This window comes from Vagococcus intermedius, assembly GCF_029144185.1.
GTDB classification, from domain to species: Bacteria; Bacillota; Bacilli; order Lactobacillales; family Vagococcaceae; genus Vagococcus_D; species Vagococcus_D intermedius.
In genome coordinates this window covers 887,346-909,329 of record NZ_CP110232.1, presented here as the reverse complement: position 1 = coordinate 909,329, position 21,984 = coordinate 887,346, and the positions used below count along the sequence as shown (strand labels likewise).

22 protein-coding genes and 7 tRNA genes are annotated in these 21,984 nt (G+C 35.4%); 1 reads left to right on the top strand and 28 read right to left on the bottom strand.

The features are described 5' to 3' along the window. Positions 1-67: 67 nt before the first annotated feature. The 14 genes from OL234_RS04235 to OL234_RS04170 form a co-directional block, all read right to left on the bottom strand. A complete protein-coding gene (locus OL234_RS04235) occupies positions 68-1,495 on the bottom strand; it encodes a 6-phospho-beta-glucosidase (protein WP_275469909.1) in 1,428 nt (475 codons plus the stop codon). 28 nt (positions 1,496-1,523) lie between these two features. Next, positions 1,524-3,410, bottom strand: coding sequence for a beta-glucoside-specific PTS transporter subunit IIABC (locus OL234_RS04230; protein WP_275469908.1), 1,887 nt, complete (start codon positions 3,408-3,410; stop codon positions 1,524-1,526). Positions 3,411-3,551: 141 nt separating this feature from the next. Beyond that, positions 3,552-4,406 carry a BglG family transcription antiterminator LicT gene (gene licT, locus OL234_RS04225; RefSeq protein ID WP_275469907.1) on the bottom strand — a complete coding sequence of 285 codons (855 nt, stop codon included), beginning with the start codon at positions 4,404-4,406 and terminating at the stop codon, positions 3,552-3,554. Positions 4,407-4,660: 254 nt separating this feature from the next. Further along, entirely contained in the window at positions 4,661-4,852 is a 192-nt protein-coding gene (locus OL234_RS04220; protein WP_275469906.1) for a hypothetical protein, read from the bottom strand. Between the two features lie 133 nt (positions 4,853-4,985). Beyond that, positions 4,986-7,481, bottom strand: a complete 2,496-nt coding sequence (locus OL234_RS04215) for a CoA-disulfide reductase (protein ID WP_275469905.1) — start codon at positions 7,479-7,481, stop codon at positions 4,986-4,988. 108 nt (positions 7,482-7,589) lie between these two features. Continuing rightward, positions 7,590-8,942, bottom strand: a complete 1,353-nt coding sequence (locus OL234_RS04210) for an Nramp family divalent metal transporter (RefSeq protein ID WP_275469904.1) — start codon at positions 8,940-8,942, stop codon at positions 7,590-7,592. Positions 8,943-9,204: 262 nt separating this feature from the next. Further along, positions 9,205-9,276: transfer RNA gene (locus OL234_RS04205), tRNA-Gln, on the bottom strand. Between the two features lie 9 nt (positions 9,277-9,285). After that, a tRNA-Tyr gene (locus OL234_RS04200) sits at positions 9,286-9,366 on the bottom strand. A 121-nt stretch (positions 9,367-9,487) separates the two neighbouring features. Beyond that, positions 9,488-9,559 (bottom strand) — tRNA-Gln (locus OL234_RS04195). A gap of 11 nt (positions 9,560-9,570) precedes the next feature. Beyond that, positions 9,571-9,643 (bottom strand) — tRNA-His (locus OL234_RS04190). A gap of 14 nt (positions 9,644-9,657) precedes the next feature. Then, positions 9,658-9,738 (bottom strand) — tRNA-Tyr (locus OL234_RS04185). Positions 9,739-9,877: 139 nt separating this feature from the next. Then, positions 9,878-9,949 (bottom strand) — tRNA-Gln (locus OL234_RS04180). Between the two features lie 9 nt (positions 9,950-9,958). Next, positions 9,959-10,039: transfer RNA gene (locus OL234_RS04175), tRNA-Tyr, on the bottom strand. Between the two features lie 84 nt (positions 10,040-10,123). Next, positions 10,124-10,354: a DUF2969 family protein gene (locus OL234_RS04170; protein WP_275469903.1), complete on the bottom strand. Its 231-nt coding sequence runs from the start codon at positions 10,352-10,354 to the stop codon at positions 10,124-10,126. Positions 10,355-10,473: 119 nt separating this feature from the next. Here OL234_RS04170 and OL234_RS04165 point away from each other — a divergent pair, with 119 nt between their 5' ends. After that, positions 10,474-11,388 (top strand): AEC family transporter, encoded by a 915-nt coding sequence (locus OL234_RS04165; protein WP_275469902.1) that lies wholly within the window; start codon positions 10,474-10,476, stop codon positions 11,386-11,388. A gap of 35 nt (positions 11,389-11,423) precedes the next feature. On the opposite strand, the gene OL234_RS04160 is transcribed toward OL234_RS04165, so the two are convergent. The 14 genes from OL234_RS04160 to atpB all read right to left on the bottom strand — a co-directional run bounded on the left by OL234_RS04160 (position 11,424) and on the right by atpB (position 21,720). Further along, positions 11,424-12,296, bottom strand: a complete 873-nt coding sequence (locus OL234_RS04160) for an ROK family protein (protein WP_275469901.1) — start codon at positions 12,294-12,296, stop codon at positions 11,424-11,426. 45 nt (positions 12,297-12,341) lie between these two features. Then, complete coding sequence (locus tag OL234_RS04155) at positions 12,342-12,818, bottom strand: GNAT family N-acetyltransferase (RefSeq protein WP_275469900.1); 477 nt, start codon at positions 12,816-12,818, stop codon at positions 12,342-12,344. Next, a complete protein-coding gene (gene yidD / locus OL234_RS04150; RefSeq protein ID WP_275469899.1) occupies positions 12,799-13,074 on the bottom strand; it encodes a membrane protein insertion efficiency factor YidD in 276 nt (91 codons plus the stop codon). Before yidD ends, OL234_RS04155 begins: the two co-directional genes overlap by 20 nt. 107 nt (positions 13,075-13,181) lie before the next feature. Continuing rightward, positions 13,182-13,361, bottom strand: a complete 180-nt coding sequence (locus tag OL234_RS04145) for a DNA-directed RNA polymerase subunit beta (RefSeq protein ID WP_275469898.1) — start codon at positions 13,359-13,361, stop codon at positions 13,182-13,184. Between the two features lie 15 nt (positions 13,362-13,376). Further along, complete coding sequence (gene murA / locus OL234_RS04140) at positions 13,377-14,675, bottom strand: UDP-N-acetylglucosamine 1-carboxyvinyltransferase (RefSeq protein ID WP_275469897.1); 1,299 nt, start codon at positions 14,673-14,675, stop codon at positions 13,377-13,379. Between the two features lie 94 nt (positions 14,676-14,769). Next, the gene (locus tag OL234_RS04135) at positions 14,770-15,006 is read right to left on the bottom strand and encodes a DUF1146 family protein (RefSeq protein WP_275469896.1); all 237 of its coding nucleotides are present in this window, start codon (positions 15,004-15,006) and stop codon (positions 14,770-14,772) included. 112 nt (positions 15,007-15,118) lie between these two features. After that, positions 15,119-15,538: a F0F1 ATP synthase subunit epsilon gene (locus OL234_RS04130; RefSeq protein ID WP_275469895.1), complete on the bottom strand. Its 420-nt coding sequence runs from the start codon at positions 15,536-15,538 to the stop codon at positions 15,119-15,121. A gap of 15 nt (positions 15,539-15,553) precedes the next feature. After that, positions 15,554-16,957, bottom strand: a complete 1,404-nt coding sequence (atpD, locus tag OL234_RS04125; protein ID WP_275469894.1) for a F0F1 ATP synthase subunit beta — start codon at positions 16,955-16,957, stop codon at positions 15,554-15,556. 18 nt (positions 16,958-16,975) lie between these two features. Then, entirely contained in the window at positions 16,976-17,896 is a 921-nt protein-coding gene (locus tag OL234_RS04120) for a F0F1 ATP synthase subunit gamma (protein ID WP_275469893.1), read from the bottom strand. 17 nt (positions 17,897-17,913) lie between these two features. After that, entirely contained in the window at positions 17,914-19,452 is a 1,539-nt protein-coding gene (gene atpA, locus OL234_RS04115; RefSeq protein WP_275469892.1) for a F0F1 ATP synthase subunit alpha, read from the bottom strand. A 29-nt stretch (positions 19,453-19,481) separates the two neighbouring features. Beyond that, positions 19,482-20,024 (bottom strand): ATP synthase F1 subunit delta, encoded by a 543-nt coding sequence (gene atpH / locus OL234_RS04110; RefSeq protein ID WP_275469891.1) that lies wholly within the window; start codon positions 20,022-20,024, stop codon positions 19,482-19,484. Then, on the bottom strand, positions 20,014-20,535 hold the full coding sequence (gene atpF / locus OL234_RS04105; protein WP_275469890.1) for a F0F1 ATP synthase subunit B: 522 nt from the start codon (positions 20,533-20,535) through the stop codon (positions 20,014-20,016). The genes atpH and atpF overlap by 11 nt, the downstream gene beginning before the upstream one ends. 160 nt (positions 20,536-20,695) lie before the next feature. Beyond that, on the bottom strand, positions 20,696-20,908 hold the full coding sequence (gene atpE, locus OL234_RS04100; RefSeq protein WP_275469889.1) for a F0F1 ATP synthase subunit C: 213 nt from the start codon (positions 20,906-20,908) through the stop codon (positions 20,696-20,698). Between the two features lie 80 nt (positions 20,909-20,988). Next, on the bottom strand, positions 20,989-21,720 hold the full coding sequence (gene atpB, locus OL234_RS04095; RefSeq protein ID WP_275469888.1) for a F0F1 ATP synthase subunit A: 732 nt from the start codon (positions 21,718-21,720) through the stop codon (positions 20,989-20,991). Positions 21,721-21,984 lie beyond the last annotated feature (264 nt).

The window sequence follows — 21,984 nt, the reverse complement described above, 5'->3', positions numbered from 1 at the left end:
GACGTTTTGTACAATATAAACACTTACAACAAATAAAATAGCCCCCTTAAGGGGGCTATTTTCATAACTAAGCTAAATTTTCTCCATTGGTTGCAATCACTTGTTTGTACCAGTCAAATGACTTTTTCTTGCTACGCTTTAAAGTCCCATTTCCTTCATTATCACGGTCAACATAGATAAAGCCATAACGTTTTTTCATTTCACCTGTGCCAGCACTCACTAAATCAATACAGCCCCAACTTGTATAACCCATTAAATCAACGCCATCCAATTCAACTGCATCTCTCATCGCTGCAATATGCTGACGCATATAATCAATACGATACTCATCCGATACATAACCATTTTCATCTGGTGTATCGATTGCACCTAAACCATTTTCTACTACAAACAAAGGTTTTTGATAACGATCGTATAACGCATTCATCGTTGATCTAAATCCAAGTGGATCAATTTGCCAACCCCATTCACTCGCTTCTAAATATGGATTTTCAATAGAAGCAAAAATATTTCCTTCTGTTTGCTTATTAACCTCTGGATCAGTTGATACGGTTCTTGAAGAATAATAAGAAAATGAAATGAAATCAACGGTATGTTCTTTTAATAAATCAGTATCTCCCTCTATAAAAGGTATCTCAATCCCTTTACGTTCCATTTCTTTTAAAGCATAGGTTGGATAGGCACCTCTAGATTGAACGTCAATAAAGAAATAATTTTCTCGATCCGTTTCTAAAGATTTAAAATAATCTTCTGGCTTACATGTGTATGGATAATTTAACCCTGCCGCTAGCATGCAGCCAACTTTATTATTGGGGTCCACTTCATGAGCAATTTTAGTAGCCAACGCGCTGGCTACTAACTCATGATGAGCTGCTTGATATTTAATTGCTTCTTGATTTTCTCCTTCTTCAAAATAAAGTCCTGCTCCCATAAATGGCGCATGTAAGATCATATTAATTTCATTAAAGGTTAACCAATGCGTCACTAAACCTTTGTAACGATTAAAAAGTACACGACATAAATTCTCATAAAAAGTCACAAGTTTACGGTTACGCCACCCACCATATTCTTTGATTAGATGCATCGGACAATCAAAATGCGTAATTGTAACTAGCGGTTCAATCCCATATTTATGGCATTCTTTAAATAAATCTTCGTAGAAAGCTAATCCTTCCTCATTTGGTTCAGATTCGTCTCCTTTAGGAAAAATACGAGACCACGCAATGGATAATCGGTAAGTCTTGAAGCCCATTTCGCCAAATAAAGCAATGTCTTCCTTATAACGATGGTACATATCAATCCCTTCTTGTGCAGGATAAAAATGATCTTCTTTAAAATCAAAATTCTTCACTTCTCCAAGTAAAATTGGGAAACGATCTTTACCAATCGGCACAACATCAACATTGGCTAAACCACGGCCTCCTTCATTATAACCACCTTCACATTGATTGGCAGCAGTTGCGCCACCCCATAAAAAATCTTTTTTAAATCCCATAACTAACATCCTCTCTATATAAGTATAATTAAACTAATCCTGTTAAAATTTTTTCACCTGATTGGATTGTTGACTCCTCGCTCGTTATAATATCTAAATAATCATTGGTATTCGTAATAACAATTGGTGTTTCTAAGGAATACCCTGCCTGGCTAATTTTTTCAATATCAAATTCTAATAATAATTGTCCTTGTTTCACAGCTTCACCTTGCTCAACATGGGCTCTAAAAAATTTGCCATCTAATTGAACCGTATCCATTCCGACATGAATTAAAAGTTCCATCCCATCTTCTGATGTCAAACCAATAGCATGTTTAGTTGGGAATAAAGTAGTAACTGTACCAGAAAACGGTGCTACTACTTGACCTTTAGTTGGCAAAATTGCGACACCTTTACCTAGCAAGCCCATAGAAAAAGCTTGATCTTTAATCTGACTTAACGGCATAAAGTTACCAGTTAAAGGACTCATAATATCTTGTCTACTTGCCTTATTCTTAACTTGTTCTGTTGGCTGTTGAACCACACTATCATCTTTCCAAAAGAAATAAGTTAAAGTGAAACCAATAACCATTGACACAATAATCGTGATAAATGAAGCGTACATGCCTGTGGCATCATTTGTTTCAGGATTGATATAATTTACAACACCAAAAATCCCCAGACCACCTGATGTATAACCCTTAGCACCCATTACCCCCATAACAGCACCACCAGCAGCGCCACCAATCATTGAAAATACAAAAGGTTTCTTACGAGGTAAGGTAATCCCGTAGATAGCTGGCTCAGTGATACCACACATACCTGAAATAATAGCTGGGATACACATTTTTTTGTCTGTTTCATTTTTAAATTTGAAATACATCGCCATCACGACAGCTGTTTGAGCAAAACCTGCTCCAAATGTTCCGGTTAAAATAGTATCGTAACCGTACATCCCTAAATTCATTAACGCTAACGGTATTAAACTCCAATGTAGACCAAAAATAACTAAGACTTGCCAGAAAAAACCTACTAAAATCGCTAACAGCAACGGAGAAAAATCATATAACGATTGAAACCCGCTTCCTAACAGATTAGATAGTCCTGTAATAATTGGGCCAATTACTAAGAAACCAATTGGTAAAGAAACAAGTAAAATAAAAAATGGAACAAAGAAAGTTTGGATAACTTCTGGTACAATTCTTTTAGCTATTTTTTGCACATAGCTTGCGAACCATACAATCACTATTACCGGAATAACACTACTAAGATAATCATTAGGAATAAAAGGCATCCCTAAAAAATTACTATAATAATCTGCCCCTAAAAAACTTCCCATTGCCTCACCAGCAGATAAAGTTGTTTTCTGAATGGCTGGATAACACAGTGCAGCCCCGATTGCCATCCCAACATATTGATTTACTTTAAACTGTTTGGCCGAAGTTGCCCCAATCATAATAGGCATAAACATAAATATAGCATCACCTATGGCGTTTAATACAAGATATGTCCCAGATTCCGGCGTATATAAACTTAAAAATAAGAACAGAGCGTTCAGACCTTTAATCATTCCAGCAGCTGCTAAAGCACCTAAAAAGGGTTGGAAACAGCCACTAATCGTATCAATCAAACGGTTGAATAAAGTTTGTTTCTCTTCATCATTGTCGTCTTCAATTTGATCCACACCTAACCCTGTTAAAGCTAGAACTTCGTCATAGACTTGAGGAACATGATTTCCGATGACTACTTGATATTGACCCCCACTTTTCATGACAGTCACAACACCCTCCATATTTTTCAAATAATCATCATTGGCCTTAGCCTCATCTCTTAATTTAAAACGTAAGCGGGTAATACAATGAGTCAAACTTCGGATGTTATCTTTACCACCAACTTGTACAACTATTTCTTTTGCTAGTTCTGAATATTTTCCCATGATAATAATTCCTCCTAATAGATATTAGCTATTTATTAGGTTTAGCCAACTTAATGTCACTATCCAATTATTACTGATACACTGATTTATCCTAAACCTCCTATCTAATGTAATAAATTTATGATCAAAGATTTTTAATCTTCAATTATCTGGTGTACTAATACTTTTTGACACAATTTTAATAATATGAATCGTCAAATATAATTGCTCTTCTTTTGAAACAGTATAATGATACTTTGTTTCAATAAATTCACTGATTTTTAAGACACATTCATAGGCTGTCCCATACTTGTGCTTAACAATATCTAATAAATCATCTTCTTCATCTGCTTTATAAGCTGTTTTAGAAATAAGTCGATAAGAGAAAAACTGTAAATGCGAAATAAAGCGAGTGAAATAGACTGACTCTTCATCAAAATTTATCTTATAAAAATATTTAATAATATTAGTGATTTCCTGCATGAGCAAGGTCATCTTCTCCATATTATTTGTCTCATATCCAAGCTGAGAATTAACAAGATGTAGCGCGATAAAGCCAGCTTCATCCTCTGATAGTTGAACCTTTGTCTCTTGGTAAATTAAGGCCGTTGCTTCTATGCCTATTTCAAATTCTTTAGGAAAAAAGCGTTTGATATCCCATAAAAGAAAGTTCGTTACGCTGATGTTTTCTTCTTTGCGGGTGATTGCACTATATAAATGATCCGTCAAGCCAATATAAACTGTTTCGTTTAAAACTGTCCCTAGTTTATCTTCAGCTAAATTTATAATTTTATCTGCAAGTTGGAAAAAATCTAGCGGAATGTGTGTGATTAGTTCTTGTAACTGGTTTGATGTTTTGGGGTCAGTTAATTTATACAATTTATCTATCTTATCCTCTAAGACTAAATCGCCTACTTTTTTTTGAAAAGCCAACCCTCTTCCCATCACAATAATTTCCTCCTGTGTCTCATTTATGGAGACAACAACATTATTGTTCAAGATTTTTTTTATAAGCACTGTTCCGTCACCTCACCTCTATTGATCGATCCTATAAGAAAAACCTAATTCATAACACTTAAAAGGATATAATAATCCCGTTAGTGTAATAAATTAGGTTTAGCTTGCCTTACGCAATAACTATCCAAAGCTATCTGTTTTATAATATACCATTAATATACGATAACCTTAAAGCATTGTCAACGGTTTCATGAAGATGTAGACGAAATAAAAAAATCACTATCTTTTTAGATAGCGATTTTTTTATTGAACGATTAATGACCTTTCGAACGCCATTTAATGGCATGTTGAGTTGGATTAGTAATTTCAACCCCCACTTCTTCCGTTAAAGCCTGTGGGCTAGCTGTTTTTTTTGCAATGGGGTCCTGATTGATTTTTACTTCTTTTGCCTCTTTTAGTGCTTTATAGTTATGATAAATTTTTTCTTTTAACCTTTCAACATTCATAAATAACCTCTCCTTTTTGCTCATCGTTAAATTTATATCTTAATTATAACTTTTTTAAGCAAAACTTTCACGTTATTTAATTATTTTTATAAAATTCTATCTATCTTTACTGATAGTTTAAATATGCGTCCGTTTAAATAAAGAGGTTTAGATGACTCTTTTCTGCATCCCCTAAATAAGCTGCCACGCCACCGTACTCTACAGAATCCATCAACTCATCTTTAGAAATACCCATAATATCCATACTCATGGTACATGCGACAAATTTAACACCAGCGTCTTCCGCATTTTTTATCATCTGCGGTAACGAATCAACATTTTTCTTTTTCATAACATCTTTAATCATTTTTGATCCCATTCCTAACATATTCATTTTAGAAATAGGTAAGCGATTAGCATGTTTGGGCAGCATTTTATCGAACATCTTAGCCATACCCTTCTTCGGGACTTTAACATTTTCTTTTTTTAGAATACTTAATCCCCAAAAAGTAAAAAACATTGTCACTTCTTTACCCATCGCGGCGGCTCCTGTGGCAATTATCATTGAGGCTAAAGCCTTATCTAAATCACCACTAAAGACGACCATCGTCGCATTATTATCCGACTCAATCAACTGTGATCCTCTATCTTGATTCAAAGAACAAGTAACAGGATCGGTCGTATTTGACTCCTTACTTTTTTGTAAACGAGCAATTACCCGGTTAGCAACAATTTCATTAGACAGTAAGTTATTATTGGTACTATGACACCATGCTGCTATATCGGCAGAAAAGCCAAAGTCACTAGCAACTACTTCTAAAACCTCACCTGGGACTAATTTATCCATCGTTTGTTTAACTTTTAAGATAGGACCAGGACACTGTAGCCCACAAGCGTCGACCTTAACAACATTTTCTGTCGACACTTGATTAACATTTGTGGAACTCGACACTTTTAATTCCTTTTTATGTTCCCTATTAGGATTAGCAGTTGACTTAGTTAGTTGATAAATTGACTGTTTGTAAGTTTTATAACCACCATCAATATTTTTAACCTCAAATCCATTCGCAATTAAAATTCGACAAGCATTATAGCCTCTATGACCTACCTGACAATAAACATAGATAATTCTGTCTTTTGGTAGTTCGTTTAGTCGTTGTCGCAAGTTAGATAATGGAATAACCATAGCACCATCAATTTTACCTATAGCAACTTCGAACTCCTCTCGAACATCTAATATAAACGCCTGCTCTTTTACTAATTTGGGCACATCTGACCACTGGATATTAGTCACAATCCCTTCTAGAACATTTTCAGCCATATAACCTAAAATATTCACAGGATCTTTAGCTGAAGAATAAGGGGGAGCATAAGCTAATTCTAACCCTGCTAAACTACGAGCATCTTGTTGATAATGCATAGCAGTGGCAATCACATCAATCCGTTTCGCTACACCCTCACTTCCGATTCCTTGTGCCCCTAGAATTTTACCATCAGGTGAAAATAATAGTTTTAAAGCAATGGGAGTTGCCCCTGGATAATAGCTAGCATGTGAATTTGGATGGCAATGTATGGCTTGATAAGCTATTTCTTGTTTAATAAGATTTTTTTCATTTTGACCAGTTGAGGCTACCGTAAGCTCAAAGACTTTAGCTATAGCAGTACCTAATGTTCCAGGATAGGCAACTTTCTTCCCAAATAAATGGTCTGCTACTAAACGACCTTGTCGATTAGCTGGCCAAGCTAAAGGGATAAGAGTATCTTTACCTGTCACATAATCCGAGACTTGGATGGCATCACCAATCGCATAAATATGAGGTCTACTTGTTTCAAATTGGCGAGAAACTTTAATCGCATTCCTCATTCCTAACTTTATTCCAGCTTCTCTTGCTAGTGTACTCTCAGGTGATACTCCAATAGCTAATATTATTAAATCTGCTGTCAGTGTGTTACCACTTTGTAAAATAATTTTATGACCTTTATTTTCAAAATGGGCAACACCATCGTTTAAAACGACATTAACTTGGTGAAGATTTAATTGCTGATGAATAATTTGGGCCATTTCATAATCAATTGAAGGCATTACCTGTTGACCCATTTCAACAAGGGATGTTTCAATCCCTCTCTCAACTAAATTCTCAACCATTTCTAGACCAATAAAACCGCCACCAATTACCACAGCAGTTTTCACTGACTTATGTTCAATGTGTTCTATAATACTATCCATATCTGGTATATTGCGAAGTGTATAGATATTATCTGCCTCTTTTAAACCATCAAACGGCGGAATAATTGCCTTAGCGCCCGTTGATATAATTAATTCATCGTAACTTTCTTGATAGGTTTCCCCTGTTTGATGGTTAATAACTTCTACTAATCGAGCATCAGGCAAGATTCTTAATACCTCAGTCTGAATTCTGACATCAATACGATAGTTATCGGTCATACCGTCTACTGTTTGTAATAATAAATCATCGCGCTCTTGAATAGTTCCACCAATATGATAAGGTAAGCCGCAATTAGCAAAAGAAATATAAGCTCCCTTTTCAAATATAACTATTTCAGATTCCTCACTTAATCTACGTATACGTGCTGCTGCTGTTGCACCACCAGCAACCCCACCTATAATAACAATTTTTTTATTACTCAAAATAGTCCCTCCTTAAATACCCATGCGGGTATTAGGATTATACCCCCTCAGGTATATTAAGTAAAGAAAAAAAGTACTCGCTTTCAAACGAGTACTTTTTTCATTTAATTAAAAAGTTGTCATAATTAAATTAATATTCAAAATAGTTAAGGCAATTGTGACAAACCAGGCTAAAGATGTCATCCATAAAGAATTTTTAAATTCACCCATAAACTCCTTACTGCTAGTAAACAGGGTTAAAGGAATCATAGAAACTGGTAGGGCGACACTTAAAAATACTTGTGTATAAATCAACAATTTTTCTACTACTTCCTCTGTCCCACCAAACATTATAATACAAATAATCACGGGTATCACTGCTAGTAAACGCGTTATCAAACGTCTAGCCCAAACTGGCATCTGCATTTTGATAAACCCTTCCATGATAATTTGGCCTGTTAAAGTACCTGTAATCGTTGAGTTCTGACCAGAAGCTAATAAAGCAACTGCAAACAAAACACTCAACACTGGTGAGGCAATAGCACCTACAATTTGATTGTCATTAAGAGCACGATAAAGTGAGCCTAAAGTTGTGAGGTTATCTCCTTGTCCAAAAAACATAGAGGCACCTAAAACTAAAAGTAAACAGTTAATAACGAATGCCACTAACAATTGCAAGTTAGAATCAATGCCGGCAAACTTAACTGCTTCTTTGATTTCTTCTTTGTTATCACGATCATATTTCCTTGATTGAACAATTGAAGAATGCAAATACAAGTTGTGAGGCATAACTGTTGCACCTACAATACCTAATGCTAAAAATAAAGCACCTTTATCTGTAAAAACTTGCTTCTGAGGAACAAACCCATGCATCAGATCATTCATATTAGGCTGACCTAATATAACTTCATATAAGAAAACACCCAGAATAGTTAGAATCAATGTCATCACAATTGCTTCAATTTTTCTAAAACCTAAACGTGTTAGCATCAATAAGATAAATACATCTAGAACCGTAATAATAACTCCTAACAATAATGGAATTCCAAATAATAAATTTAGAGCAACCGCACTCCCAATTACTTCTGCTATATCGGTCGCCATAATGGCTAATTCAGTAATGATCCATAAAATAAACCCTAGTTTACGACCTGTTTTCATCCTCGTAGCTTGAGCTAAATCCAGACCTGTCACGATCCCCAACTTAGCCGACATGTACTGAAGTAACATCGCTATTAAACTTGAAACCAAAATAACTGACAGCAGTAAATAGCCATATTGTGCGCCACCAGCAATTGATGTTACCCAGTTACCTGGATCCATATAACCTACTGCTACTAAGGCACCTGGACCAGAATAAGCTAATACTTTCTTAAAAAAGCTGGCATTTTTAGGTATACTGACCGAATTATTAATCTCAGGTAAGCTTAGCCCATTTAATTTTTCTGTTAAAAAATGTTGATGTTCTTTATTGTTTGACATAGTACTCACTCCTTTATTCATTCAAACCTTTTTCGGTATACCTAAACTTTAAACTTGTTAATCCTAAAAATCAAGTTTTTTAATAAAAAAAGCTGAAGATAATTATCTTCAGCTTTTACGTTATTAAATTTTAGCTTACATTTGTATCTTTCTTGACTACTTTGTAATTTAATTGAAAATAAGTTTAATTTCAGATTACTTATCTAAGATTAACTTTCCTCATTTTACTTCAAAAAAAAAGACATCCTAAGATGTCATAAAACTGGGCTAGCTGGATTCGAACCAACGAATGACAGAGTCAAAGTCTGTTGCCTTACCGCTTGGCGATAGCCCATTATTTAAATGGAGGAAAGTGGATTCGAACCACTGAACCCTAAGGAACGGATTTACAGTCCGTCGCGTTTAGCCACTTCGCTATTCCTCCAAAATCGAATTTATTAACCCGACTACAATATAATACAAAATTTTCGTGAAACTTGCAAGTCTTTTTTAATTTTTTTTAATTTTAAATTTTCCAAAAAAAAAAAACTCGGGGTGTTTTAAAACTGGGCTAGCTGGATTCGAACCAACGAATGACAGAGTCAAAGTCTGTTGCCTTACCGCTTGGCGATAGCCCAATAATAAAAGGGGCGACTGATGGGAATCGAACCCACGAATGCCGGAGCCACAATCCGGTGCGTTAACCACTTCGCCACAATCGCCGTATAAAACAAAATGGAGGAAAGTGGATTCGAACCACTGAACCCTAAGGAACGGATTTACAGTCCGTCGCGTTTAGCCACTTCGCTATTCCTCCAAAAGCTAGGATAATTATCCCTACTACACTATAATACTCATTTTTGAGAAACTTTCAAGCTTTTTTATAGTATTTATTCATTTTTTAAAATAAATGGATAATTTTTATAAAATAACAATTTAATAAAAAAAACTCAAAACTGGGCTAGCTGGATTCGAACCAACGAATGACAGAGTCAAAGTCTGTTGCCTTACCGCTTGGCGATAGCCCATTATTTAAATGGAGGAAAGTGGATTCGAACCACTGAACCCTAAGGAACGGATTTACAGTCCGTCGCGTTTAGCCACTTCGCTATTCCTCCAAAATCGGGGTTTATTAACCCGACTTCAATATAATACAAAATTTTGTGAAAACTTGCAAGCTTTTTTATGATTTTTTGTCAATTTTATTGAAAAAGATTCCAATGACTAATCAAAACTTCATATCCTTCATCAAAAGACTTCACATATTTAGGTCCTTCACCCTCGATATTTACTACAAATTTACGTTCCTCAAGTTTTTCGATTTCACCGATAACTTTTTTTCCAATTGTTAATTCATGAACTTCTGCTGCTTGCCCTTTAGCATTTTTACTTTTTTCTGCAACAGCTACTTCGATATCTTTATTTTTCTTCATTTTACATCTCTCCTTGTTCGTCTATCTTATACAAGATACCACAATTTCAGACTATTGTTAACTAGATAGTTGCAGAAATGTTGGATAAGTTTCATAATAGGTTACTAAGGAGGAGATATATGTTAACAATTTTATTAAATGCCCTCAGTTTATTACTTATAATATTAGCCGGCTACACGTTAAAACGAGTAGGATTAGTAAAAAAAACAGATGGTTTTATCTTATCAACAATTATTATGACGATCACTCTACCGGCTACTATTATTATTGGGCTAAATCCTATGAAAATGAGTAATACCTTTATAGAACTCTGTATTATTGCCATAATAATGAACTTTACACTTGTTTTTTTAGGGAAGTATCTTTGGAAAAACCAGCCACAATTAGATAGAATTCTTTTAATGTATTGCATTACTGGATATAATATTGGAAATTTTACGCTGCCTTTTGTTCAGAGTTTTTATCCCCAAGCAATTCCCTATCTTTTTATGTTTGATGTGGGAAACTGTATCATGCTAGCCGGTGGTTCAAAAATTTTAGTTGAAAGTAGTCAACCTACTTATCAGCCAAATCGGGCGATTAAACTTTTAACCGCTACATTATTTTCATCTATTCCATTTTTAACCTATTTGTTTATGTTTATTTTAAAAGTAACTAATATAACTCTTCCATCCGTCATTATCAATATTTTAGAACCTTTTTCAAAGGCAAATGGCTTTTTATCACTATTAATGATTGGAATTTATATGGAATTGTTATTACCAAAAAAAGATTGGCTTACCGTCAAAAAAATTCTTATTTGGCGCTATTTTTTTGCTATAATATTAGCCTGTGTTTTCTATTTTATTTTACCTATTAATAATCAATTACTTAAAATTGTTTTAACTATTATTTGCTTGGCACCTATCCCAACATTCTCTGTTATTAACAGTGTTGAAGCAGGCGTCAAAGAAGAAACAGCCGGATTCATCTCATCAATCAGCATTATTATAAGCTTAATTTTAATGACTGTAGTCATGTTACTACTAACATAAAAAAACACTTATCTACTTAGATAAGTGTTTTTTTATTACCTATTCATTTGATAAAATGTAGCGACTGCACCAATTAAATTCGCATCATTTTTAAATTCGCACATCTCAATCTTAGGAAAGAAATCAGTAATACCATGGTGATTAAACAATGTTTTAACACGTTTATCTATCTCTTCTTTTAAACCTGGTTTAGCGGATACTCCTCCGCCAATAACAATACATTCTGGATCCATCGTAAATTGAATACTAAAAATTGCTCGAGCAACATAATTATAGAAATTTTCTTCTTCTTCTTTAGCAAGTTCATCTCCAGATTGAGCAAAAGCAAAGACTTCTTTTCCTGAATATGTTCCTTCGGCTACACCTTTACGTTGACAATAGCGATTTGCCATTTTAACAGCTGTCCCTACGGCACTAAATGTATTATCTTCATCCATATAAATTAAACCGAATTCGCCACCATATAAGTGAGAGCCTGTCTCTACTTTTCCATTTTTGATAACAGCACCACCTACACCTGTACCTAAAACAACAAACAGCACATCTTTTAAATCTTTAGCAGCACCTTTCCATACTTCGGCTATCCCAGCTGCATTCGCATCATTTTCTAATGAAACTGGTAAATCAAAAAATGCTTCCAGCTCTTCTTGAATAGGGAAATGATGAATATATGGGATCGCGCTAATGCCATTAATAACGCCCTCAGAGCTGTCTACTGCCCCTGGAGCACTAATGGCGACTCCTTCTAGCTTTTCGCCTTCATACGTCCCCTGTACCGCTTTCATTTCGTTTTTTAACTGAGCCCATGTACTTGGAGTTGGAAATATTCCTTGTTGCTCTAACTGCTCATTTTTCCATAACGCATGTTTGACACCTGTACCGCCCCAATCAAATACTAATACTGACATTTTAACCCCTCATTTCATTTAATTATCATTATTAGTATAACTCATCTAGACCAATTTCTCTAGAATTATTTGGTCTTTTAATAACTGTCCTTCTTCATAAATAGGTTCATCATAGTGTTTTAAAAAATAATCTTTTACAATTTCTGTCACATGAAACCCACAAGATTTATATAAGTTTAAGGCGGGTGTAGAGGTTTCACCAGTTTTGACTCTCACTTTCATCCCTTTATTTTCAGATGCTCCTATGAGCTTCAACATGTCGTTCAGCACTATTTTTCCTATACCACGACCTTGAGCATCCTTAGATACTGCTGTGTTCATAATTTCATAATAACCATTATCCTGCCTTTTAATAACAACAACACCTAGAGTCATCTTATTTTCTTGATAGATAAACACTTGCGACTCATAAATATATTTTTCTATCATTTTTTTGTCAGGATCTGCCAACAATAATAACTCCCAAGGTAATTCTTGTTTCTCGCTAACTTCTATTATCATCTTATTTTTCCTTTCTATCATATGGTCCATGATATTCTTCATCATGATTTCTTCTGAGACTGAATTTTAAAGGAATATAATCAATTCCGCCTTGAATAAATGGATGACATCTTAAAATTCGTCCTAGCCCCATTAGAAAGCCTTTAAAAGCCCCATGGTAATTAACAGCATCTACCATATATTCTGAACAAGTCGGATGATAGCGGCAACGTCTAGGTAAACCTGGTGAAATATAACGTTGATAAAATCTAACTGGGCCTAATACAATACGCTTCATTCAATATCCCTCCATTACTTGATTGCTATCATTATCCCAAATTTTACGGGTGATTTCTATTAGTTTGACTCATAATAAAAAGCCATGGCAAATGCCACAGCTTTTTATTATTTAAAAAAATCACGAATGTGAGTCCACGTTTCTTGTTCAAAAACCTTATTCATTTCACCATCACCAATCATGCCATACCCAATCATTAATCCAATAACAAATAAGGCAATTAATAACACAATAATTAATAAAATTTTGAAAACTTGCTTTAAAACGTATTTCGTTGAACTCCCCATAACCTAATCTCCTTATTAAACTGTTTGTTTTTCAGGTGTTGAAACTTTAGCTGGATTAACACGTTCAATATTTGCCCCTAAAGCAGCTAATTTTTTATGGAAGTCATGATAACCACGATCTAAATACTCAAGATGCGTTACTTTTGTTTGATCTTCCGCTACCAAGCCAACTAATACTAACGCCGCAGCTGCACGTAAATCAGTTGCTGCTACTTCTGCACCATGTAATTGTTTACGATTATAAATATAGGCAACATTATTGTCGATTTTGAACTCTGCTCCCATTTTTGCCATTTCGATTAAATGTTGATAACGATTTTCAAAGACCGTTTCAGTTACAACACTTGTCCCCTCAGCTACAGCTTGTAGCGCACTCATCTGCGCTTGCATGTCCGTTGGGAAACCTGGATGAGGCAATGTTTTAATATCTGTCGATTTTAAAACTTCAGGTCCTACTACACGTATCCCCTCTTCTTCTTGGGTAATTTCTACACCCATCTCACGTAATTTAGAAATCAATGGACTATTATGTTCTGCCACTGCATCCAAAATTAAAACATCACCTTGGGTCATTGCTGCAGCAACCATAAACGTTCCTGCCTCAATACGATCTTGAACAATCGTATAGTTAACCCCTGTTAATGACTCAACACCTTCGATTGTCATTGTTTCAGTTCCCGCACCAGAAATTTTAGCACCCATTTTATTCAACATGTTAGCTAAATCTTCAATCTCAGGTTCACGAGCAACATTTTCAATTATTGTTGTACCTTCTGCTTTAACTGCGGCCATCATAATATTTTGAGTTGCTCCAACACTTGGGAAATCAAAATAGATATGTGCGCCTTTCAAGCCATGTTCAGCGTAGGCTTCGATATAGCCATTTTCTTGTGTAATTGTTGCACCTAAAGCTTCAAAGCCTTTTAAATGTAAATCAATTGGGCGTGACCCAATCATACAACCACCAGGCATTGCCACACGGGCATGCTTATTACGGGCTAATAACGGACCCATGACAACGATTGAGGCTCTCATTTGACTAACATATTCATATGGCGCCTCAACTAATAATTGACCTGTTGCGTCAATTGTTATTCTATTTTTTTCTTGCTCAAATTTAATTGTTGTATTTAAATGATGAATAACTTCTTTCATCATAAAAACATCTGATAAAACTGGGACATTATCTAAAACCGTTGTCCCTTTATCTGCTAATAAACCAGCAGCCAATATTGGTAAAACTGCATTTTTAGCCCCTTCAATTTTAACTGTTCCTTTTAATTTGTTGCCACCACGAACAAGAATTTGATCCATTTTGTTCCCTCCAAAGATATTTTCAAGAAATTTTTCATTTAGTATAATAAACGCTCGATTATATTATACTATAGTATTTTTTATATTCAACCCACTATGAGAGCATTGTTAACAAAAAGTTTTTTATTAATGTTAAGCACTCCATAAAAAACGAACTTGCAGTAAAGCCGATTACAATCGCAAATAACACCAATATCATCCTAATTTGTGTAGGATTTGCTCGTTTAAAAAAAGTTTCTGTTTTAAGTGACTGTAATGACCAGAAAGCTAAGTAAACAAATGCGAAATGGCTAGTTAGTCTGACGATTGCTTCTATCCCAAAAACTTGCATTATTTTCGCTTCCTTTCATCTTTTATTTTCATAAACATAATCGCAATGTACAGTGTATCACAAATATACAATAAAAAAAAGAGCAGAGTCTTGATAGACCTGCTCTTTTTGATTATTTTTTAGATACATTAATACGATTTATAGCTCTACTTAGTGCAACTTCAGCACGACGTAAACGATCAATATCTTGTTCTTTTTTCGCTTCTTCAATCCGAGCTTCTGCACGAAGTTTCGCACGTTCTGCACGAGGAACATCAATATCAGTCGATTTCTCAGCACTGTCAGCAATAATAGATAATACGTCATCACGAACTTCCATTATTCCACCATTTGTTGCAATGATATCTTGTTCTGTCGTTTCGCGTTCTTTTTTAACACGAACCTCATCAATTGCCAACGGTGCAATAATTGGTGTATGACCTGGCATAATTCCCAACTCACCATCTATTGTTCGAACGACAACTAATTTAGCATCATCACAAGTATAACTAAGACCGTCTGGAGTAACTATCTCTACTTTTAGGTAAGTCATAGTCCTACCCCCATTCTAATAACCTAATGTTTTAGCTTTTTCAATTACATCTTCAATGCTACCAACGCTTCTGAATGCTTCTTCAGGTAATTCATCATGTTTACCATCAAGAATTTCTTTGAAGCCACGGACAGTTTCTTTAACTGGAACATATGAACCTGGTTGACCAGTAAATTGTTCAGCCACGTGGAAGTTTTGTGATAAGAAGAATTGGATACGACGAGCACGGCCAACTAAGACTTTCTCATCATCTGATAATTCATCCATACCTAGGATAGCAATAATATCTTGTAATTCACGGTAACGTTGTAAGATATGTTGAACTTCTGTCGCTACTTTATAGTGTTCAACACCTACAATTTCAGGTGCCAAGGCACTAGATGTTGAAGCTAATGGATCTACCGCAGGATAAATTCCCATTTCAGTTAGGCGACGCTCCAAGTTAGTAGTGGCATCTAGATGGGCGAAAGCAGTTGCCGGCGCCGGATCGGTATAGTCATCCGCTGGTACATAGATCGCTTGGATAGACGTAATTGACCCTTTTTTAGTAGATGTGATACGTTCTTGTAATTGACCCATCTCAGTTGCAAGGGTTGGTTGGTAACCAACGGCTGACGGCATACGACCTAGTAAGGCTGATACCTCTGAACCTGCTTGTGTGAATCGGAAGATATTATCAATAAACAGTAATACATCTTGCCCTTCAACATCACGGAAGTATTCCGCAATAGTTAAACCTGTTAAAGCAACACGCATACGTGCACCTGGTGGCTCATTCATTTGACCAAATACCATAGCTGTTTTTTCAATAACACCTGATTCTTTCATTTCAAAGTATAAGTCGTTCCCTTCACGAGTACGTTCCCCTACACCAGAGAATACTGAAATACCACCATGCTCTTGAGCGATATTATTAATCAATTCTTGGATTAAGACGGTTTTACCAACACCGGCACCACCGAATAGTCCAACTTTACCACCTTTTAAATACGGTGCTAATAAGTCGATAACTTTAATCCCTGTTTCTAAGATTTCTGTACTTGTAGCTAATTCATCAAAAGTTGGTGCTTTTTTATGAATACTACTTTTTTCACAGTCATCATCGAATGGTTTTTCTAAATCAATTGTTTCACCTAAAACGTTAAAGACACGTCCTAATGTTTCTTTACCAACTGGTACTGAAATTGAAGCTCCTGTATCCAGAACTTCCATTCCTCTTTGTAACCCATCAGTTGATTCCATAGCGATTGAACGGATTACTCCATCTCCAAGCTCTAGGGCAACTTCTAAAACAACTTTTTGTTTAGAATCTGCTTTGTAAACAACCAAGGCATTATTAATGTCTGGTAGTGATTGATCTGATGAAAATTCCACGTCGACAACGGGACCGATAACTTGAACAATCTTGCCTGTATTCATTTCACATTCCTCCCGTTATTACTCTAATGCCGCTGCCCCACCAACGATTTCCGTAATTTCTTGGGTAATCGCTGCTTGACGGGCACGGTTATATGAAATAGTTAATTCGTCAATAATATTTTTTGCATTATCTGTTGCACTCTTCATTGCAGTCATACGCGCCGCATGCTCAGCTGTTTTTGCATCTAAAATAGCACCATAAACTAGACTTTCAGCATATTGAGGTAATAACGTATCTAAAATAGCATCAGCACTAGGCTCTAAAATGTATTCTAATTCATACGTTTTTACTTCTCCTGCATCTAAATCCGAAATTGGTAACATTTTTTCTGCACGGAACTGAGAAGCTAATGAGTTAACGTGATGATTATAACAAACATAAAGTTCATCAAATACTTCGTTCTCATACATTTGAACAGCTGCTTTAACAATCTTACGAACTTCATCAAATGTTGGTTGATCACTTAACCCACGTAACTCATAAGCTATATTCATACCACGGTTTTTAAAGAACTCGGCTCCAGCACTACCGATTGCCATCATGACATACTCATCATCACTGCGGTGGTCTTCGCTTAAGATAGACAACGTTTGTTTGATAACTGAGCTATTGTAACCGCCTGCTAACCCTTTGTCAGCAGTGATGACAATATAACCGGTTTTTTTGACTGGACGAGAAAGTAACATGCTATGGTAATCTTCACGATTCAAATCACCTGTAAAACCTGAAGCCGCATCGTTTTCGATAATTTCCAATTGTGTCGCAGCTAAGTGTGTCACAACTTCACGTACTTTAGTTGAGTAACGTTGGAAATTACGAGAAGATGATTCAGATTTATTTAATTTAGAACCTGAGACCATTTGCATAGCACTAGTAATTTGACTGGTTTTCTTTGTAGAGGCAATTTTTCTTTTGATCTCAATTAATGATTCAGCCACACAAACTCACCATCCTTTTATGCGTTAGCTGTGCTCTCGCTAGTTACTTTGCTTGATGCACTAAAGATTTCTTTGTATTCATTGATTGCAGCATCAAATGGTGCTGTCTCAGGAAGATTTTTAGTGTCACGAATGTGAGCAAATAACTCTGGATGATTATCATCGATATAGTCAAATAACTCACTTTCAAAACGTAAAATATCATCAACTGGAATACTATCTAAGAAACCATGAGTCAGCGCATAAAGAATCGTTACTTGTTTTTCCACAGCTAATGGTTTATGTAAATCTTGTTTTAAGATTTCGACAGTACGACGACCACGATTTAATTTTGCTTGAGTAGCAGCATCTAAATCAGAACCAAACTGAGTGAAGGCTTCTAATTCACGGAAACTTGCTAAATCAAGACGTAATGTTCCGGCAACTTGTTTCATTGCTTTAATTTGTGCAGAACCACCAACACGTGATACTGACAATCCAGCATCTACGGCTGGGCGGACACCTGAATGGAATAAATTATCTTGTAAGAAAATTTGTCCATCAGTGATTGAAATAACGTTTGTTGGGATATAAGCAGAGATATCTCCTGCTTGTGTTTCAACGAATGGTAAAGCAGTCATAGAACCACCACCTAAATCGTCACTTAACTTAGCTGCACGTTCTAATAAACGTGAATGCAAGTAGAAGACATCCCCTGGATATGCTTCACGACCTGGCGGACGTCTTAATAGTAATGATAACTCACGGTAAGCTGCTGCTTGTTTTGATAAGTCGTCATAAACTACTAAAACATGTTTACCATTGTACATGAATTCTTCACCAATCGCTGCACCAGCATATGGTGCGATATATAACAACGGCGCTGGTTGAGACGCACTAGCTGTAACAACAATCGTATAGTCCATTGCACCATAACGTTTTAATGTTTCAACTTGGGTACGAACAGTTGATTCTTTTTGACCAATTGCAACATAAATACAAATCATATCTTGATCTTTTTGGTTAATAATAGTATCAATTGCGATAGACGTTTTACCTGTCTTACGATCACCGATAACTAATTCACGTTGTCCACGACCAATTGGGACTAAAGCATCAATTGCTTTTAAACCAGTTTGTAATGGTTCGCCAACTGATTGACGTTGCATAACACCAGGTGCTGCAGCTTCAATGGGACGAGTTTTAGTAGTTTTAATGTCCCCTAAACCATCAACTGGGTGTCCTAATGGATTAATGACACGTCCAATTAAGGCTTCCCCAACTGGAACATCCATGATTTTACCTGTACGTTTAACTTTGTCACCTTCACGGATAGTTTCAAAATCCCCAAGAATGATAATCCCAACATCGTTGGATTCAAGGTTTTGAGCCATTCCGAATGAACCATTTGAAAATTCTAATAATTCACCACTCATAGCGTTTTCCAAGCCATAAGCACGCGCGATACCATCACCAACGTAAGTTACAACACCGACCTCGTCCACGACTAAAGCATCGGCATAATTGGCGATTTGTTGTTTAATGAGCGAACTAATTTCTTTTGCTTTAATGCTCATTCATTTTCACCTCTTTTTTCTCTTTTACCTTACTTAAGGAGCTCTTTGTGCATTGAAGCTAATTGAGTTCGTACACTGTTATCTATGACTTTATGAGCCGCTGTGATAACCAAGCCACCTAAAATATTAGGATCTACTTTCTTACGTAAAATTACTGTTTCATAATCAAAGCTCTTTGCAATTTTTTCTTTTAATTTTTCATCTTGTTTGTCTGATAATTCAATAGCAGATGTGACATCGGCTAATAGAATACCTTTATTTTCATAGTATAAAAATTCAAATTCTTCAATAATTTGAGGAATCTCTTGCATACGGCCATATTCATAAATGACACGTAAAAATTTTGATACCGTCTCGCTAAAATCTTTATCTAAATCATGTAAGATTTCAACTTTTTCAAAAGGTTCCAAGCGATCATCACTTAGAATCTGACCAAGTTCTGGAACATCTTCATACACGTCACGCAAAACAACTAATTCTTGATACGTTTCATCTAAATGTTTTTCTTCTTTAGCTGTTTCGTATAGAACTCGTCCATATCGTCTGTCAATCGTTAAATTTTCAGTCTTCATTTTGCGTTCCCAGCCCTTCAATATAAGAATTAATTAAATCATCATGAACATCTTTATTTAATTCTTTTTTCAATACTTTAGTGGCTATTTGAATAGATAAATCGGCAACTTCACGACGAGCTGACTCGATGATTTGCTCTCTTTCAAGAGTCATATCACGTTGTGCTTTCTCGCGATAATTTTGCGCTTCTTTTTTTGCATCTGAAACAATACTATTAGCACTGTTTTCAGCATTTTCTTTAGCTCTTTTGATAATTGCTGCAGCTTCTGATCTGGCATTTGTTAGCTCATCTTCAGTTTTTTGAACCAAAGCATCTGCTTCTAATTTTGCTTGTTCAGCACCATCTAAATCACTTGCAATTTTATTTGCACGTTCTTCAAGCATGTTGCTAATTGCTTCCCAGGCAAACTTCTTAATCAAAAATAGTAGAATGATGAATGACAAACTGACAAAAGCCATAGTCGTAAACGTAGTTGTTGGTACATTCCCAATAACTAAACTGTTAATCATAATCGCTCGCACTTCCTCTCCCATTTATACCGATTGAGCTGTGCTTAGTTTTTAGATCTTCTTATAACACGCACATTGCCCTAATTAGCATTTCATTGTAATAGAAAGAAAGCAGAGACGGTTGTCCGATGCTTTCGGCGTCCTGCCTTCGTGTTTTATTTTATAAGAAAATTAATAATAAAGCGATAACCACACCTAGAATTGGCACGGCCTCGATCAAACCAACACCGATAAACATTGTTCCTTTTAATTCACTTGACATTTCTGGTTGGCGTGCCATACATTCGATTGTTTTAGAAATTACTTTACCATTACCATAAGAAGCTGCGATGGCTGATCCGAATACTGCGATTGATGCTGCGATGAAATTCATATTATATTTCCTCCTAAATAATCTTGATGATTATTGTTTTTACTTTTTTTAGTTTTTAATTTGTTGACTCATTACTTAAATTAGTGCTCTTCTGCGATTTTGTGAGACAAGTAAACCATTGATAACGTGACAAACACGTAAGCTTGGATACCGCCGATAAAGATTGAGAATCCAATCCAGATCATTTCCAGTGGAATCATCGGAATGAATGTCACTAGCCCTTTGCTAGCGCCAGTATTAGCGATAAGAGTTAATAGTACCTCACCTGCATAAATGTTACCATACAGACGCAAACCTAACGTTAAGACGTTAGTAAACTCTTCCATCAATTTGACTGGCATTAAAAATTTAACTGGTTTGAAAAAGCTGTTATCGATATAGCCTTTAAAACCAAATTTTTTGGCACCGAAATAGTTAGTTAACAAAATAATCATTGTTGCCAACGTTAATGTCACTAACGGATCGGCTGTTGGACTTTTCCACAAACTGATTTCTTCTCCCTGAGTGTTATGAATACCGATTTTTGTCACTAATCCCAGAATATTAGAAACGAGAACAAATAGAAAAGATGTAAAGGCCAATAAATGATAATTATTAACTTCTTTACTTGGTAAATTACTTGCTAAAATATTTCTAACAAAATCAATTACCATTTCTAGCAAATTCTGTTTCCCTGTTGGTTTCAGTTGAAGATTTCTAGAACAGTACATCACAAAACCAAAGATGATTATGCAAGTCAATAAAACCATAGAACATACTGTTACATCAAAATCAAAACCTGCAATATTAACAATCCAGGATGCTTCCTTCATATTACTTCACCTCTTTTCCAAAGAGAAGATTTCGTCACAACAAAAATAATAATTGAGCAAGCAACTATAAGTTTTAACTTATCAATCTATTACTTATTGCTGTTTAACAATGATTATAATACCACCATTGTTAGAAAAATACAAAGTTTTTTCATGAAAATATAGATAAAACCTTTTTTTTTTTTGTTTTACCATATAAGTTAAGTATTTTTCTCACATTCATAAGTTAAAATGCTAGTAATTGCCATCTTCCTAGAATATATT